Origin of the sequence: Spongiibacter sp. IMCC21906, from assembly GCF_001010805.1 — a bacterium.
Lineage (GTDB): Bacteria > Pseudomonadota > Gammaproteobacteria > Pseudomonadales > Spongiibacteraceae > Spongiibacter.
On sequence record NZ_CP011477.1, the window covers coordinates 2236942 to 2253630 of the forward strand.

The 16689-nt window shown below is 49.5% G+C and carries 17 protein-coding genes, 1 tRNA gene and 1 other RNA gene; 5 read left to right on the plus strand and 14 right to left on the minus strand.

Annotation, left to right across the window (positions count from 1 at the left end; genetic code table 11):
* Positions 1 to 2 precede the first annotated feature (2 nt).
* The 9 genes from IMCC21906_RS10270 to IMCC21906_RS10305 all read right to left on the minus strand — a co-directional run bounded on the left by IMCC21906_RS10270 (position 3) and on the right by IMCC21906_RS10305 (position 7270).
* Entirely contained in the window at positions 3 to 269 is a 267-nt protein-coding gene (locus IMCC21906_RS10270) for a YcgL domain-containing protein (protein ID WP_047012095.1), read from the minus strand.
* Positions 266 to 1381, minus strand: coding sequence for a ribonuclease D (gene rnd / locus IMCC21906_RS10275; RefSeq protein WP_047012096.1), 1116 nt, complete (start codon positions 1379 to 1381; stop codon positions 266 to 268). The genes IMCC21906_RS10270 and rnd overlap by 4 nt, the downstream gene beginning before the upstream one ends.
* Positions 1374 to 1973 carry a recombination mediator RecR gene (gene recR, locus IMCC21906_RS10280; protein ID WP_047012097.1) on the minus strand — a complete coding sequence of 200 codons (600 nt, stop codon included), beginning with the start codon at positions 1971 to 1973 and terminating at the stop codon, positions 1374 to 1376. Before recR ends, rnd begins: the two co-directional genes overlap by 8 nt.
* A gap of 1 nt (position 1974) precedes the next feature.
* Entirely contained in the window at positions 1975 to 2295 is a 321-nt protein-coding gene (locus IMCC21906_RS10285) for a YbaB/EbfC family nucleoid-associated protein (RefSeq protein ID WP_047012098.1), read from the minus strand.
* Positions 2292 to 4475, minus strand: a complete 2184-nt coding sequence (gene dnaX, locus IMCC21906_RS10290; RefSeq protein WP_047012099.1) for a DNA polymerase III subunit gamma/tau — start codon at positions 4473 to 4475, stop codon at positions 2292 to 2294. The genes IMCC21906_RS10285 and dnaX overlap by 4 nt, the downstream gene beginning before the upstream one ends.
* Before the next feature lie 157 nt (positions 4476 to 4632).
* Positions 4633 to 4729: signal recognition particle sRNA small type (gene ffs, locus IMCC21906_RS16670), an RNA gene on the minus strand.
* 115 nt (positions 4730 to 4844) lie between these two features.
* Positions 4845 to 5462, minus strand: coding sequence for a DUF4136 domain-containing protein (locus IMCC21906_RS16355; RefSeq protein WP_052763485.1), 618 nt, complete (start codon positions 5460 to 5462; stop codon positions 4845 to 4847).
* Positions 5463 to 5505: 43 nt separating this feature from the next.
* A complete protein-coding gene (locus tag IMCC21906_RS10300; protein WP_047013334.1) occupies positions 5506 to 6909 on the minus strand; it encodes a DegQ family serine endoprotease in 1404 nt (467 codons plus the stop codon).
* A gap of 82 nt (positions 6910 to 6991) precedes the next feature.
* A complete protein-coding gene (locus IMCC21906_RS10305; protein ID WP_047012100.1) occupies positions 6992 to 7270 on the minus strand; it encodes a polyhydroxyalkanoic acid system family protein in 279 nt (92 codons plus the stop codon).
* A gap of 331 nt (positions 7271 to 7601) precedes the next feature.
* Here IMCC21906_RS10305 and umuD point away from each other — a divergent pair, with 331 nt between their 5' ends.
* From umuD to IMCC21906_RS17155, 4 genes are all read left to right on the plus strand, one after another.
* Positions 7602 to 8033, plus strand: a complete 432-nt coding sequence (gene umuD, locus IMCC21906_RS10310) for a translesion error-prone DNA polymerase V autoproteolytic subunit (RefSeq protein ID WP_047012101.1) — start codon at positions 7602 to 7604, stop codon at positions 8031 to 8033.
* On the plus strand, positions 8030 to 9295 hold the full coding sequence (gene umuC, locus IMCC21906_RS10315) for a translesion error-prone DNA polymerase V subunit UmuC (RefSeq protein ID WP_047012102.1): 1266 nt from the start codon (positions 8030 to 8032) through the stop codon (positions 9293 to 9295). Before umuD ends, umuC begins: the two co-directional genes overlap by 4 nt.
* A 404-nt stretch (positions 9296 to 9699) precedes the next feature.
* Entirely contained in the window at positions 9700 to 10041 is a 342-nt protein-coding gene (locus tag IMCC21906_RS16675; RefSeq protein ID WP_047012103.1) for a type I restriction enzyme endonuclease domain-containing protein, read from the plus strand.
* A complete protein-coding gene (locus tag IMCC21906_RS17155) occupies positions 10038 to 10145 on the plus strand; it encodes a type I restriction enzyme endonuclease domain-containing protein (protein ID WP_255353569.1) in 108 nt (35 codons plus the stop codon). Before IMCC21906_RS16675 ends, IMCC21906_RS17155 begins: the two co-directional genes overlap by 4 nt.
* Positions 10146 to 10378: 233 nt before the next feature.
* On the opposite strand, the gene IMCC21906_RS10325 is transcribed toward IMCC21906_RS17155, so the two are convergent.
* Together IMCC21906_RS10325 and IMCC21906_RS10330 are read right to left on the minus strand one after the other, a co-directional pair.
* Positions 10379 to 11098, minus strand: a complete 720-nt coding sequence (locus IMCC21906_RS10325) for a hypothetical protein (protein ID WP_047012104.1) — start codon at positions 11096 to 11098, stop codon at positions 10379 to 10381.
* Complete coding sequence (locus IMCC21906_RS10330; protein WP_156166029.1) at positions 11098 to 11739, minus strand: AAA family ATPase; 642 nt, start codon at positions 11737 to 11739, stop codon at positions 11098 to 11100. The genes IMCC21906_RS10325 and IMCC21906_RS10330 overlap by 1 nt, the downstream gene beginning before the upstream one ends.
* 31 nt (positions 11740 to 11770) lie before the next feature.
* On the opposite strand from IMCC21906_RS10330, the gene IMCC21906_RS10340 reads away from it, so the two are divergent.
* A protein-coding gene (locus tag IMCC21906_RS10340) for an IS3 family transposase (RefSeq protein ID WP_369795754.1) occupies positions 11771 to 13317 on the plus strand; the annotation gives its coding sequence in 2 pieces (ribosomal slippage) (positions 11771 to 12233 and positions 12233 to 13317; 1548 coding nt in all).
* Positions 13318 to 13329: 12 nt separating this feature from the next.
* On the opposite strand, the gene IMCC21906_RS17245 is transcribed toward IMCC21906_RS10340, so the two are convergent.
* From IMCC21906_RS17245 to IMCC21906_RS10355, 3 genes are all read right to left on the minus strand, one after another.
* Positions 13330 to 13893 carry an AAA family ATPase gene (locus tag IMCC21906_RS17245; RefSeq protein WP_369795755.1) on the minus strand — a complete coding sequence of 188 codons (564 nt, stop codon included), beginning with the start codon at positions 13891 to 13893 and terminating at the stop codon, positions 13330 to 13332.
* A 225-nt stretch (positions 13894 to 14118) separates the two neighbouring features.
* A tRNA-Leu gene (locus IMCC21906_RS10350) sits at positions 14119 to 14205 on the minus strand.
* A gap of 124 nt (positions 14206 to 14329) precedes the next feature.
* Positions 14330 to 16684 (minus strand): CFI-box-CTERM domain-containing protein, encoded by a 2355-nt coding sequence (locus tag IMCC21906_RS10355; protein ID WP_047012105.1) that lies wholly within the window; start codon positions 16682 to 16684, stop codon positions 14330 to 14332.
* Positions 16685 to 16689: the final 5 nt, after the last annotated feature.

The window sequence follows — 16689 nt, forward strand, 5'->3', positions numbered from 1 at the left end:
CGTTATTCCGGTGAACGCACTTCGTTACTAAATGGCTCTGGCGGCAACTGCAGATAAAAACCATTGTCAGTAATCGCGGCCATAACTTTACTCACGTCGGCACGCGCTAAACGTCGCTCAGGATGCAACAACAAGGTCATGCTAAATTCCGCCTGGCCAAATCGGCGCAGCAGCTCTTCTGGCACCCGACCAAGGGCTTCTTGCTTATCGACATAGAGATACATGCCGTCGTGCCGTTTACTGCGGTATATCGCACAGACCCGCTTCATTGTTCGCTCTCTTTTTTAAGATATCGACTCAAGCCCTCGCCCACTAAAGACATTCGCCAATCAGGTAATGAATCTGGCCATGCAGCCTCTCTTACAATGTATTCGATATCGCGTTTTTTCATCAGCAACTCAGCAGGGAGATTCGCCTGTTCAGCACAGTCCTGCACCACGCTGCGCAGGCTTTTAAACTTTCGCATATCATCGCCGCCCAACGGGGGCGCCAAGTTAGCAGGCAGCACACTGCGGTCATCTTCAGCCAAGGCTTCTGACACCATATTTAAAATCAGCTCGCCATGGTGCCGTACGATCTTTGACGACACATCTTTAATGGCATTGAGCTGGATGCTATTGGCGGGTTGTTGGCGAGCAATTTCAAAGCAGCTATTGTCTTTCAGAATACGGCCGCGGGGAATATTTTGTTGCTGGGCTTCGCCCTCACGCCATTCACACAAACGCTGTAAAAGCAGCAGGTTTTTACCCCGTAACTTCCAAGCCGTTTTAATGCGTTGATAATATTGTGCGGAGCCTGGTGCATTGCGCACATTGTCTAACATTTGCTGACATTCATCATGCCACCATTGCAACCGCCCCACTTCTTTTAAGGCTTCAACAAGCGATACATATACCGACTGCAAATACTCAACATCCAGCGCGGCATAACTGCATTGCCGCTCGGTTAATGGTCTCTGTAGCCAGTCGGAGCGGGTTTCGCCCTTTTCTACATGCTCACCGAGACAGGCTTCCACTAAACGCTGGTAGCTAATACCAGAACCGTAACCAGCCAAGCCTGCGCCAATTTGAGTATCTAATATCGGCGTGGGAATACAGCCCAACAGGCGCTGAAACACTTCTAAATCTTCGCTGCAGGAGTGCAGCACTTTAGGGATGCTAACGTCTTCAAACAACGCGACCAAGCCAGACCATTCATCGATGGTCAGGGGGTCTATCAAAAATAACTTTCCGGCCACGCCAATTTGGATCAAACCGGCAATCGGGAAAAAAGTATCGGTGCGGATAAACTCGGTATCTACTGCGAGAAAACTTGCAGAAGTCCACTCCTGACAATACCGAGCCAGTTCACTGTTGCTGCGAATGTAGTGGTAATCAATCAATGCGTCGCCGCCCTTTCATTGCGTGGGCCAACGTGCCGCTGTCCACGTATTCTAATTCGCCGCCCAACGGCACACCGTGGGCAATACGGCTCACCGTAATGCCCAATTTGCGCATTTGTTCAGTAATATAATAAGCCGTCGCTTCGCCCTCGACAGTAGGGTTGGTGGCCAGAATAAGCTCCTCAACACCTTGCTCTTTAACCCGCTGCACCAACAGGTCAATGCCGATCTCTTCCGGACCGATGCCGTCAATGGGCGATAAATGGCCCATCAACACAAAGTAATGACCCCGGTAATCGCCACTGGCTTCAAATGCAGCCACATCAGCTGGTGACTCCACCACGCAAATCAAACTGCTGTCGCGCCGGGCGTCACTGCAAATTTTACAGAACTCATCTTCTGTCAGTGTACGGCAGCGCTGGCAATGGCCGACTTTTTCTACCGCTTCTTGCAGAGCTTCAGCCAAACGTAGACCACCGTTGCGGTTACGCTCTAGCAACTGAAAGCTCATGCGCTGGGCGGTTTTTTGACCAACCCCCGGCAAACACCGCAACGCATCGATCAGCTCGTCGATTATCGGGCTATAACTCATTTCAAAATGGCATCTTGAAGCCGGGGGGCATATTCATGCCAGAAAACATGCCGCTGAGCTTATCTTGATTAGTCACTTCTACCCTTTTAACGGCGTCATTAACGGCGGCAGCTACCAGGTCTTCCAGCATTTCTTTATCTTCACTGAGTAGCGTTGGGTCGATTTGTACCCGGCGCACATCGTGGCGCCCGGTCATCGTCACCTTAACCAAGCCCGCGCCAGCCTCGCCCTGTACTTCGATATTGGCGGCTTCTTCTTGGGCTTTTTGCATCTGCTCCTGCATTTCAGATGCTTTTTTCATTAATTCGTTGAGGTCTTTCATCGTCCTCTCTTCTCCTGATATTCACCGAGTTTTACTGAGCCATCTTCCAGCTCGGCGTTAAAATCTGTCATTAATTGTTGGACAACCGGATCACCCAGTATTGCCTGCGTGGTTTCATGCAAACGTTGTTCAAGCTGCCGCTGCCGGTAGGCCGCAGGCGTTTCTTCAGCAACCTCACCAATATCAATTTTAACCTGTATTTGGCGTTCAAAATACGTACTTAATGACTCAGCCAGTCGCTCGATATGACGTGAATTCAACAAGGCGGCGTTAGATTGATGGATACAAAAATTGATATGCCCTTCACCGAGACTTTGAATCTGGCAGTGCGAGGCGACACTGCCCAGCATGCCCGGCAGTTTAAAGCGGCTAAACTGCTCACGCCAACTGGTAGTGTTTAATTCATCCCAAGACAAGGGTGACGTATATACCTCATCGCTTGATGAAGACGGAGCCACAGCCTCCATCGGTGCAGCTGGCGGCGCTTTCATGGACTCAGCTAAAGATTCTGTTTGAGGAGGCGCAGCTGATGGCCGAGCTATGCTGTCAGGCTTTGACGCAGAATGCTGCTGATGCAATTCACCCAACGGGGGAACATCCGGCTCAAAGGCGCCCTGCTCTTCTTCTTTGGTCTCTGTTGTGATGGTCGCTGACAAAGCCTGTCGAGCGGCATCAGCCCCAGACAATGGCGGTGTTGCGACATGATGAGACGAAGAATTGTATTCTTCCCAAGGCGGCAGTTCGTCGGAAGATGAACCCAGCTCGACCGAGGGCTCAGAAGTCGACGCAAGTGACACCGGTGACGCAGAGGTTTGCGCAGGCGATGCGGGGCTTGGCGTCGACGCTTGGGGGGCTGGAGCAGTTTGTTCTGGCGCTGCGGTCTGGGCTGGAGAAGCAACCTGAGAAACAGCCGCTGGCTCATCAGAACCCTGATCCGATATGTCTTGGTTCGATATACTTTGGCTCGACATGCCTTGATTTGGGCTTTGGGACACCATCGCCTCCCGGCGATTAGGCTCCGGCTTTTTTGCCGATGCAGCAGCCTCCGCTGCAAGCTGATCGCCGGGTAATGCCCGCTGTGGCGGGTGAGCAACGCCAGCTGGCATAAAGGCCAACATCCGTAGCAACAGCATCTCTAATGCCGCCCTAGGATCTGGCGACAAACCAAAATCTCGCCGACCTGCCAGCGCCATTTGATAAAAAAACTGCACATCTTCAGCGGGCAAACTACCAGCAAGGTCCAGCAATCGTTGTTTATCACCCAAGCTGTTATCAATGCCATCGGGGACAAGCTGTGCCAATGCAAGACGATGAAGAACGCTAAGCAGTTCATCAACCACCCCTGCCGGGTCCACGCCCAGCTCCAAGGTGTCGGCAATGGTTTGCAAAACCAATGATGCGCTCCGCTCATTAAGGGCCGCAATTAAGCGATAAACCGCATCGTGGTCTATTGTGCCCAGCATCTGCCGAATTTCTGGCTCAGATAACTTGCCCGAACCAAAGGCGATACCTTGATCCGTCAAGCTCAAAGCATCCCGCATACTGCCATCTGCAGCTCGTCCCAACAGCCAAAGCGCACCGTCATCGTACTGAATCATTTCCTTTTCGAGTACGATTTTGAGGTATTCGACCACTTTTTCTGGACTCAAGTTTTTCAGCGAAAACTGAAGACAACGAGATAAAATAGTCGGCGGAATTTTTTGCGGATCGGTAGTAGCTAATAAAAATTTAACGTGTGGCGGTGGCTCTTCCAAGGTCTTCAACAAGGCATTAAAACTGCTGCTACTCAGCATGTGCACTTCGTCTATAAGGTAGACCTTATAGCGGCCTTGGCTTGGGGTGTATTGGACGTTATCTAACAGCTCGCGGGTATCTTCTACCTTGGTACGAGATGCTGCATCCACTTCAATCAGGTCGACAAAGCGGCCTTCGTTAATCGCTACACACGACTGACACTGGCCACAGGGTTCTGAACTAACGCCGGTTTCGCAATTCAGGCACTTGGCCAAGATCCGTGCGATGGTGGTTTTGCCCACGCCGCGAGTACCCGTAAAAAGGTAGGCGTGATGCAGGCGGTCATGATCCAGCGCGTTGATCAATGCCTTCAAGACATGATTTTGGCCCGCCATTTCACGAAAACTTTTCGGGCGCCACTTTCGCGCCAATACCTGATAGCTCATCAATCGCATCCTAATTCTGAAGCCGCAAGAATACACTAGGGCTCTCAGCACATAAACAAAGACGGTGGAATAGCTTGCTAAGGATTACTCAGGCCAACAAATAAGCGCGGGGATGAACGTACAGAGGATGTAAAACGGAGGGAGTTTTGGGTGGCAGTCCAACCAGCCACACCCCGGCACACGAGTCGATAACTACCGTTGCTCCCTTCCGGGCCTGGCGGGGTTTGCTATCTATCGTTGCGAGGGGACCGGAAGGACCACCGTCGAACACCTTGAAAAGACTCGCTTTTCAACGCGGGCGCTATTGTCGTAGAAAGCCTACTTACATGCAAGCTACTACGACGACTAAAGCATCAAATATACGACTCCCTAAGGCTGGGTAGCTGAATATCCAGGTGGAAACTCAGCCAAAATAGCCGACACTGTCTCCAAAACATACAACCTGCGCTCTTCAGGGGTAGATAAACGAGGCTGGGAACGCTTAGCAATACCGCGCCAAATCAAAGACCGGCTCTCAGGGTCGATAATATCAATAATTAAGCGGTTCTCGGTGTAGTTACGTACCCACGTTTGATTTTGGTGAAAAAAGTACGGGTCGCCATAATAACCAAAACCGGGGCGACGGAAACAGTGATAACAAGGATAGTAACCAAAATGGTTATTCCAGGCACCAACGTTGTCGACCGCTATCTTGTCTTCAAGCCCATTGTGGTAGGTCACCAGCATAGACGCTTTTTGCGGATCAGCGACTTTTTTAAAACCTCTTGCAGCCAACTGAGAATCCACAGCCCCCTGAATACGTTGACGCACCAGATCATTATTGGCTTCCGGGTCATCTGGCTTCAACTTGTTATCTTCCTTGGGGGGCAGCCACGCGTAGCTATTCAACCCCGAAAAATCATAACCCGGGGCATAATCGGTACTGACTGGCAGCCCCGAGCAGGCCGCCAGCATAACTGCTACAAAAATTGCTAATAACGCTTTCATCGCCTTACTCCTCGGTGCCGCCAACATTAGCTGATCACCCTACTTATTTGTTTAGCACTACCCACAATGCCGCTCGACCACGCACAATTCTGAGCAATAAACGGTCATTAGACCGGGCTGCTGCCTTTGCAAAAGCTTCTACGTTGCTCACCCGCTGACGGTTTACCGACACAATCAAATCGCCCGGCCGCAGGCCAGAACTCGCTGCGGGCGAACCAGGCTCTATTTTCTCTATTAATACCGCATTTCCGTCATCCGCGTTGCGAAGAGTCGCACCTTTCAGCAATTCTCCTGCGGCCCCACTGTCTTTCGCCACCGAGAATTTTTCTGGCTCAGCCAGTGTCGCTTTAATGGTTTTCTCTTTGCCTTCACGCAGTACTTTCAGTTTGATTTTATCGCCAATTTTGCGAACCCCTACGGCATTGCGCAATTGTGCGGAGCTAAGTACCGGTTTGCCATCAATCTCGATCACCACATCACCGGTTTCTAGTCCGGCTTTATCCGCAGCGCTGTCTTCTTGAATTTCGGCAATCATGGCACCACGCTGAAAACGGTCGATATCGAAAGCCTCTGCCAACTCAGGGGTCAAATCTTGAATCACCACCCCAAGCTGGCCACGCCGAACTTCACCATACTCCAAAATTTGGCCAATGCTGGCACGGGCCATATTAACTGGAATCGCAAAACCAATACCGACATTGCCTCCAGAGGGCGCCAGAATTGCCGTGTTAATTCCCACCAGCTCACCGCGAAGGTTTACTAGTGCGCCACCCGAATTACCCGGATTGATAGAGGCGTCGGTTTGAATAAAATTCTCGTAACCTTCAATGCCCAAGCCTGTACGACCAAGGGCGCTGACAATACCTGTTGTCACTGTTTGCCCAAGACCAAAGGGGTTACCAATGGCAGCGACAAAATCACCAACCTGTAATTGATCAGAATCAGCCACCTTCACCTCAACCAGATCCTCGCCCTCTATTTTCAACACGGCGATATCCAGCTCAGGATCAGAGCCAATTAACTTAGCGGTAAAGCTACGGCCATCCTCCATTGCCACGGTAATCTCGTCTGCACCATCAATAACGTGATGATTGGTTAATACCGTGCCCTCTTCCGCATCAATAATCACCCCGGAACCCGCACTTTGCGTGCGCCGTTGTTGGGGCTGCTGCATTTGCTGCTCGGGAATATTAAAAAAGCGACGAAAGAAGGGATCATTAAGCAAAGGGTTTTGCTGCATTTTGCGGGTGGTATAGGTGGAAATATTTACAACCGCCGGATTCACCTTTTTCAGCATAGGCGCCAAACTGGGCAATGGCTCGCCCTGAGAGTCGGCAAATGGAAATAACGCATATGCAGAATGGCTACTCGCCATCGCCAGCATAAAACACAGGGACATGATGATTTGGCTAGGCCACTTTGCAACAGAAAATAAACGGTAAGTCATTTTGGCAACAAACTCCGGTTCACTACGACAAGCTGTTAGAGCCTTGCAGACGGCAAAAAATTCCGGCTCTGGCGACACTTTTTTAAGCAAGTTTCTCCCGTAATGCGCGCTCCACTTCGGTGCTAATTACAGATTTAAACGCAGACATCATTAAGCCAAGCTTAATATTCACATTGACTGCATGCTCATCAAACTCAAGCAAGCCCGTCACCCCCTGCCGAGTTAACTCAACAGCATTATCAGAAACCCAATTGGGGGTTAATTGATAACGATCTTCTAGTTTTTTAGCGAGAGAGTCGGCCAGCTCCCGAACTTCTCCCAACGTTTTGTTATGTGATTGCTTAATCGAAATTGTCGACACAAATACCACTCCAGTACCAAGGCCCGTCTGATAGATTCCAAAATATCTCAGCGGTACCGTAAATTATATCAATGCACTATTTAATCGCGTAAGTGGATTCAGGTCCACATTTGCTAGCGGCAAAGACAGTGAGAAAAAACGGCAACCATCTTCAAAGAAGATTCAAGAAAAACAGGCAACTCAGCAAAAGCAATCACCAAGGGCTTATAGGAACGACCATTGTCCTACAGCCCTATCAACTCTAAAGTGAGTCGATAGATTGCCACATTGATTGCCAGCATATTTCAGAATGATACACTGTATGCATATACAGTATTAATAAGGTATGACCATGATTGTATCTCGGTTTGGCCGAAGTGCTCGATTCAAACGTCTTCGCATCCCCTTTTTCCTTGAGCGCGTATCGGCAGGGTTCCCATCGCCCGCGCAAGACTATATTGAACAAACACTCGACCTCAATGAGCTTTGCATCAAGCATCCCGCAGCTACATTTTTCGTGCGTGTTGAGGGTGACTCTATGGTGGACGCCGGTATCTTTGTCAATGATGTATTGACTGTCGATCGCTCCCTTAAAGCCGAGCATGGCGATATTGTCATCGCCTGCCTGGAGGGAGAAATGACAGTCAAAGAACTGTGTCTGCGCCCCTCCCCTAAATTGTTGCCGCGTAATTCAGCATATCAGCCTATTGAATTGAGCGATGAGCGCCATCTGGAGGTCTTTGGCGTCGTCACCAGTGTCATTCGGGCCCTTGGTCGCCGATGAGCGAACTTTTTGCGCTGGTGGACTGCAATAACTTCTACGCATCTTGCGAAACCCTGTTCCAACCCAAACTAAGACGCTGCCCTATCGTGGTTCTGTCCAATAACGATGGTTGTGTTGTCGCGCGTTCAAAGAGTGCCAAGCAACTCGGGATAAAAATGGGCGTGCCGGTACACCAAATAAACAGCCTGATTCGCCAGCACGGTATTGCCGTGTTCTCCTCGAACTACGAGCTTTATGGTGATATGAGTCAGCGTGTGATGAGCGTTTTAGAGCAGATGGCTCCCGCAGTAGAAATCTACTCTATTGACGAGGCATTCCTCTCGCTCACCGGCTTGAAGAGGCACCTGTCTCTAGCAGAATTCGGTCTCTCTGTTCGCGAGCGCGTCCAGAGGTGGACAGGTATTACCGTTTGCGTCGGTATCGCGCCAAGTAAAACACTAGCAAAGTTGGCCAATCATGCGGCAAAGACCTACCCTGCGACTGGCGGTGTCGTTGACCTGAGCGAACGAACCCGACAGCAACGTCTCATGGAAATTACTCCTATCGAGGAGGTCTGGGGCGTGGGGCGACAGCTGTCAACAAAACTGCGTGAGCTAGGCATACAAACCGCTCTAGATTTGGCAGAGTACGACCTCAAATCACTTCGGCAGCGATTCTCCGTGGTTCTTGAGCGTACAGCTCGAGAACTGCGTGGTGAGTCGTGTCTGGCTTTGAATGACGTGACAGAAGCTAAACAGCAAATCGTCTGCTCCCGCAGTTTTAGTCAGCGTATCGACTCGTTGACCGAACTGCGCGAACCCGTTGCGTTTTATACTGCTAGAGCTTGCGAAAAGCTTCGAACCGAAAAGCAAGTCTGCCGCACACTCTCTGTCAGCATACGAACTGGCCAGTTCAATCCAAGCGAACCTACATATAGCAATAGTATAACGACTTCCCTCGCGATGGCCTCAAACGATAGCAATCAACTTATTACAGAATCCACGCGTTTGCTGGAAGCCATCTGGCGACCAGGGTATCGCTATGCCAAAGCAAGCATAATGTTGAGTGAATTATCACCACAAAACCAAGAACAGGCAGCTCTGTTCGTCCCACCGCAACAGGCTCGACGACAGCAACTAATGGAAACCATAGATAAGATCAACGGCAGCAAACACGGCAAAGTGTTCGTGGCCGCCCAGGGGATAAAGCAAGAGTGGTCAATGAAGCGACGATTCCTCTCACCGGCTTATACGACTCGATGGAGTGAGCTCCCCTACGTGTAAGGTTTCAAGAGCGTTAAGAAGCTTCTGCGGGAATAAAAACTCGACAGCGCGGATAAGTAAAAGTGCTAGGATAAATAACATTGGTAATAGGCCCAGAAACCACTATGCAGACTTGCTAGCAATACCGACACGGCAGTCTTAACAGCCACCACATAAAAATGAAGCCACAGGTGTGCAGTGAAAATCATGACATGGAATTGTAACGGCGCACTCAGAAAAAAGTGCCATTCACTAGATTGCTTTGATGCTGACATATTGGTCATTCAGGAGTGTGAAGACCCTGCCCAATCGACTCAGGCTTATCGGAGCTGGGCTGGCGATTTTATCTGGATTGGGGAGTCGAAAAACAAGGGAATCGGTGTTTTTCCACGAAAAGCCCAAAGATCAAGTTGCTGCAGGAGTTATTGGCTAAAGCCATCGAGGACTTCAAGAAAATCAACAAAGTGCAAGATATGGACTTCTCAAAGAAGTTTCGGGCGTTGGTCGATAACTACAATGAACGCAGCGAAGACGACATATTGGTCAGTGGCGTGTTGGAAGACTTCTCCGTTGAAATCATGGACATGATCCAAGACCTCAAACGGGAGATTGGTTCCTTCGAAGATATGGGCATAGACCTCGAAGAAAAAGCCTTCTACCACATACTGGCGCGTCTCGCTGTTAAGTACGACTTCACCTACCCAGAAGACAAGTTGCTCGACCTAGCCAAAGCCGTCAAAGAAGTAGCGCAGGACAAAGTAAAGTGAAGTACACCGACTGGAGTCAGCGGGATGACATTAAGGCGGGATTAAAGGTTGGTTTAATATTGGTGCTGGCCAAGTTTGGCTATCCACCGGTAGACCGGGGGTAAGGTCAAAGTCTACAAAGAGATCTTTGAGCAGGCTGAGAATTTCAAGAAGTATCAAGCAGTGTGACTATTGGCTAGCCTTACAAGATCAAATTTGACCAGTGAATTATGCTTATATCCGTGACTGGTTATGGATTAGTATTTCCCCGACGCATCACTGAATATTTCTATGACTGCAGATTTTCATCTGAGGGAATGGTTTGGTTCGGTCAGAAGTATTTTGATGGCAGTGTTGCTTACCCTAGAACACCTAACCCAAAGTAGTCGACTAGGAAAATAGGGAATGCGCTTAGTACTGCGACTTCACCGTTAGGTACGTGGTATTTAAGCTGCGATAGGGCTAGGGGTTGCTGACTATAAATCGGTTGGAGTGTAGGCTCGCAATTGATTAGTTTGTTGGCTTTTTTTAAGTTGGCGTCAATGAGCTGCTGCCATCTCGGTCTGTCAATCTTACTGGCTTGTTGGAACGCAGGATCACCTCGTGCAGCAGAGAGACACTTGTATAGGCGGCCGGTGCATTCCTCTATTTTAACCGTTCTTGTGAGGTAATCGACTGGATCATAGATGTCACGTATTGCTTCTACCATTGGATAGCTGATAAACAGCTTGCCGTTTTCTGTCTCGTTGTCAAAACGATTTAACATGTCTAGCAATTTTTCACCGCTAAAATTGTCATCCTGGAGTTCGAAGTCAAAAAACAGGTATATCTGGCCGATTTGATCGCGTCGAAAATTCGCAAGTTTTTTATCCTGTTCAAGGCTGGGGTTTAACTCTTTAACAAGGGCAAAAAGATCTAAGTCTTCATCATTGGCGATTTGTTCATATAATTCGTAGATGTCATTTTGATAACTAGCCAGCAGCCGACTTTCTTCACCTTTAAAAAATGCATTTTCTAAGCTTTTAAAATAAAGCTTTTCAGTTTTTTCACCTTCAAAAATAAATAGCGTTCGCTCCATTAACTGGACAGTCCTTTGTAAATTTTTTCAAGATTATGCGCTTTGCGTAGCTCCTTGCCAGTTAACGCGGTAATCGGTGAAATAGTCTTGTCTAATATGAAATAGCAGTCAGGGCGCAACAAATCGTTGCTCATAATGCCTGTGTTGTGCGTCGTCATAATCGTTTGACAGCTCGTATTAGTAACTCTCTCAACAATTTTTGACGCTAAAGCATGGTGATAAAAAGCATCAAACTCATCAATATAGGCGAAGGTGATCTCTTTTTTGGAAAGCCGTAACCACCAGAAATAAAATATTCCTAGTGATAAGGTGCCCGTCGAGGCCGCTAGGCCAAATTCGAGGCTTGTGCTGCCATAATCGAAATAAATACCCTCATCTCCATTGCTGTTAGTATCGATTGTCAGGGAGCATTTGATGCCTGCATCGTTTAGAAACGTTTCGAAGTCGCTAACTGAATTAGCACTGATAATGGCTTGTGAAAGGCGTTTCACACCAATATCTTTGCCGACGTATTCCCCTTTTTTTGTGGAGTCGAGCGAGCGGAAGAACACCATGCCCTCTATAAAATTTAAGAGCTTAGTAAATAGTTGATTCGTTACTGTTCCCCCTCTGTCAGGATAGTTGTCGTGTCCAATTTTCAATTAATACTCGGGGGGCGCTCAGGAATGAGCAATGAAACAATACCCAGAAGAACGCAAGCAGGCGGTGCTTAGAAGAATGATGCCGCCAGAAAACACCCCGGTACGCGTGCTATCAGAAGAGACGGGAATCTCCGACGTGACCCTGTATCATTGGCGCAAACAAGCCCGATCAGGAGGGATGGTAGTGCCAGGGGATGGAAGGAATCCGGAAGGTTGGTCGCCCGAAGACAAGTTTGCAGTCGTGCTGGAGACCGCCGCTCTGAACGAGGCGGAGGTGGCCGAGTACTGCCGCAAGAAGGGGCTGTATGCGGAGCAGATACTGGCGTGGAAAGAGGTTTGCATGCACGCCAATGCCACGGCAGTAGAACAGGCCAGGTCAGCGCGGGATCAGGCTCGATCGGCGAAGAAAGAGATCAAGGAGCTGAAGCGCGATCTGCGTCATAAAGAGAAGGCGCTGGCGGAAACCGCTGCGTTACTGGTGCTTCGAAAAAAGATGCATGCGATCTGGGGCGAGGGAGAGGACGAATGATTAGCACCCCAGATCGCGAGCGAGCCGTCAGGCTGATCAAGGAAACAACCGATGCTGGTGCCCGGACCTTCAGGGCGTGCGCAGAAATGGGCATAGCCATGCGCACCTATCAGCGCTGGACCCGGGAGGGGGATGTTAAGGCAGATGGTCGCCCTGGTGCGACCCGTCCGCCACCGGTTCACAAACTGACACAGCAAGAGCGCGAGGCCGTGCTGGTCGCCGTGAATAGCCCAGTACACAGAAGCCTGCCACCCAGCCAGATTGTACCGGCCCTGGCGGATGAAGGGTGCTTTATCGCCTCTGAGTCCACGTTCTATCGTGTGCTTCGTGAACAGAGCCAACAGCAGCACCGGGGCCGCAGTAAGGCACCGACCGCCAAGCCACTCAACACGCACTGTGCCACCGGCCCGAATCAGGTGTGGTGTTGGGACGTGACCTGGTTGCCCGGTCCTGCCAAAGGAATCTTCTTCTACCTGTACCTCATCCTCGACCTGTACAGCCGCAAGATTGTGGGCTGGGAAATCCATGAGGGAGAGTCCAGTGAACTGGCGTCAGAACTGGTAACCAAGGCGTATTTACGTGAGGGTATTGCCGGTGTACACCTGGTTCTGCACTCGGACAACGGCAGCCCGATGAAAGGCGCGTCACTGATGGAAACCCTGTACCGACTGGGTATCATGTCGTCCTATAGCCGCCCTCGGGTCAGTAACGATAATGCCTATGCTGAGTCGATCTTCCGAACGTGCAAGTACCGCCCTGATTACCCTTACAAAGGCTTTGCAACACTGGGCGATGCCCGGGCCTGGGTACTCCAATTTGCGACCTGGTATAACCAGGAACACAAGCACAGCGGGTTGAAGTTCATCACTCCGGCGCAACGGCATAGTGGCCAGACGACAGAAGTCATACAACAGCGAAAGGCCGTTTACGAGGCCGCGAAAGCAGCCAATCCGAAGCGCTGGTCGGGGAGAACTCGGAATTGGGATTTGCCAGAAGAGGTCTGGTTGAATCCTGAGAAGGAGAGTCGCAGCTTAGAGGCCGCTGCGTAAAAAACACGACAACTATGCTGACAAACAGCGTGTTTCGTCTAAAATAGTATTGCTGCGCACGTATTTGAGTAATGAAATTTCGGATGTACCTACATCACTTTTTAGATTCTCTGCGCCCTTCAAACGAATACTAGCATGGCTCGATTGACGACGGTCTACGTGTAGTATTTGCTCGCCATCTATTGAGAGAGTCTCGTATACCATTGATTCTCGGGATTTTTTTCCGTATTTATAGTTGATCCCCACCCCATCAATACGGTACTCAAAGTCGAATTCAGCGATCAATACCCCCGCACCCCCATTGAGATAGTTTGTGTCGAGGCTGTTTAGATAACTAGGTGAGTCGATCAGATGGAGGACAGGGTCTACCATAGCTAAGCCTAAATTAGACTTTCCGCCTCCGTTAGGGCCATAAATCATGGCGTGTTGTATGACACCGTTATTTACTGCATTAGCGTTAAACTCGTACTGTTGACTTGATAGGTCAAAGATTAAACGGTCCGAGAAGTTCCGGAAATTTTTAACGGAAAATTTGTGTAGCATCTGGCGTTCCCCAGCAGTTGACAAACTTAGCATAGCAGCTTTAATTCTTGCCGTAAAAAAACTACGGCAAACTCTTAGTCTTTTAGTGTTTGATCGAAAGTACAATAATGGAATAGGTAAGTTTGATAGGGGTTTAAAAGTAACCCTCAGAGATAATTTATAGTAGTGCGCGAAACAAAGGAGGCTGCCGAGTTAATCGCTAAAAGCAGCCTATTTAGCGGGTTTCAAGGACTTACTGGGAAGAGTGAAAACGATCTATGGTGCCCGGGGCCGGACTTGAACCGGCACGACATTGCTGTCGGGAGATTTTAAGTCTCCTGTGTCTACCGATTTCACCACCCGGGCTAAGGGGGAAGTCGATTAAATGCCTCGACTTACTCAGGGTATTGTAATACTTCAACACCTGAGCCTACGTTGCGGTAGTTGCTGTAAAAAGCGAATCGCAGTCTACTCAGCCGCGGCGCAGAAATCAACGCCGAAGCGGCATCCAATTCGATTTTCTCTGGGCAATTGCCATCAGGGCCAGTAAAACAAGCATTATTGCGATAAGTGGGTATTTTACGCTGTAGACAATTGGTGTTAGAAACAACCTTGTTGTTGATCGTAAAAACTCTGACTCTGCAATGGTATTGGCGATGGCTGGGGAGTAGCGGTAGTAATATTTTACAAATGCTGTGCCCCAATCGGAGCGCAGCAAAACCTTATCTCTAAAGTCTCTTAACACTTGGACGTCAGCATCCATATAACTGCCATAGGCGGCCGTGGCGATAAAACATGCTCCGCCACCGCCACCACCGGATGAGCCACTGCCTTCGTTACCTGCACCATCTCCGCTGCCGCTCATAGGATCGATTGGCGGATTATCGCTTGAATCGTTGGCTAATTTTACTGCGGCAGCTTCAGCGTCAATCAAACCAGCACCACTAACATCATCATCACCAACGGCTGCTCTTCTGCCGTCAACATCAATTGCGGTATCTTTTAAGGCCTGAAAAATGCCTTCTGGGCTGACATCTGGGAAGGCGTGTTTCAGCAATGTATACACTGCGGCGGCATTGGGCGCAGCAGCAGAGGTGCCAAAAAAGTTGGGGTAGCCATCTGGTTCCCCATCTTCATTTGGCGTTGCATTGGCGTCACTACCTAAAAATGTATTATTGTTGCCGTCGATAGAGGCGAAGCTTGGGGCTTGTCTTGTTGAAAGCGCAAAGTTGCCACTGCTATCAAACTGAAATTGGACACTGCCGCCTCTAGAAGAGAAAGCCTCAGGGTCAATTCCGGCTGTGGTATAAAACTGGGGCACATATTGCGGCGACTCCCACCAAGGCACAGCGGCGACAGCAATCGATGCAGACGACAACGAGTGTCCCCAAATACTAGGGGCATTAAAGGCATATTCTGCGTTTTCGATCTCGCCATCACCCGAGATTAACAAGCGAAATTCAAGAGGCGTTGCAGCATTTTGGGGAATGCTATCTTGGCTGCCATCAAAATGCTCTATGGCGACATAAAAGGTTTGGGACTGACTTCCTGTTTGAAGCTCCAGAAATTCGACAGCATCCCCCTTTGCCGTTCCGTTCCCCCCCTGCTGATTAACACTGCTGGCATAAAAACCCAGCGCATTGGCATTTAAGGCAGAAACAAGCGGTATAGTAGTGGCATACAGATCTAGATCGATTGTCGAGCCGCCATTGGGGTTAACCGATTGATTGGGTTGATTCCAATTAAGCACCAAGAATAATTTTGAATTGGGCGCAACCGTCAAACTAAGAAAACGATCTGAACCATCACTAGACCAGTTATGTAGGTCATTGCCTGTGGGAGTCGCTTGGGTGCCCTGCTCATCCACTGCGGGGTTGGCGTCACGGTACTCAAATCGGTAAGCCAAATCACCGTCGTTTCCTGCCGCCGTTAAATAGGGAATGCCTTTAGCGACACAATTTTGTATGGCAATGGCTGGCAGGTCATCTTGGTAAACGGACTCCGTTAAAAACAGAATATCATCAACCACCACAGTCGCATTGCCATCGCATAATGCATCGATGGCTTCGGCCATTGAGGCTCGACTTTGGCCCGCGGTGTAAAAGGCCAAGGCCGCTCCCGGTGCGACATCATGAATAAGTTCAGCCATAGCAGCACCTTCATCGATGCCGTCTGGCGTGTCGTCCTTAAGTAAGCTGACCCTGCTTGGCAGGTCACCGCTGTCCTGCGGGCGACTATCTTGCAATATGCCGGCCTGACCTTTTGCTGGAAACGTATTGCTATCTCTAACGTCATCCGTTTGGGCAAAACTATCTGAGACAATGCCAACAATTTGACCACTGCCGTCTACATCAAGGCGATTACTTAAGGTATCTGAGCGCATGGCTTTAGGCGCACGGCTATTTGCCAAACCTTTGCGCGTTAACGGTGGTGGCGCGTAATTAACCCGTACCACACCCGGCCATTGGGCCAAGGCGTCGATCTGATCTACGTTCTTTATCAACACCGTTGCCCAACGGCCATCTTTGGAAAGAAACCTTAATGGAATATCTTTCTCGTTAAGATAGCGAACCAGACCTTCGCTCTCGGTAATTTGTAGCTCTACAGGAATCGCTTGTCCGGCATGGACTTGATCAAAAAGACGGCGCTGCATGGGCCCATCTGTCAGGGGAAGTGTTTTCTCTACTGCCGTTGATACACCAGGAAACATGTCCCGAAGGTTAGCCGCTATCTTCGCAGAAGATGGATTATTGAGGGCAAATGTTTGTTTGATGTTTTCTGCTTGAGCAGCAGTAAAAGTAGCGCCGATCAACAAAACCGAACAAGCCATAAGCTTTACGTTCATGTGCT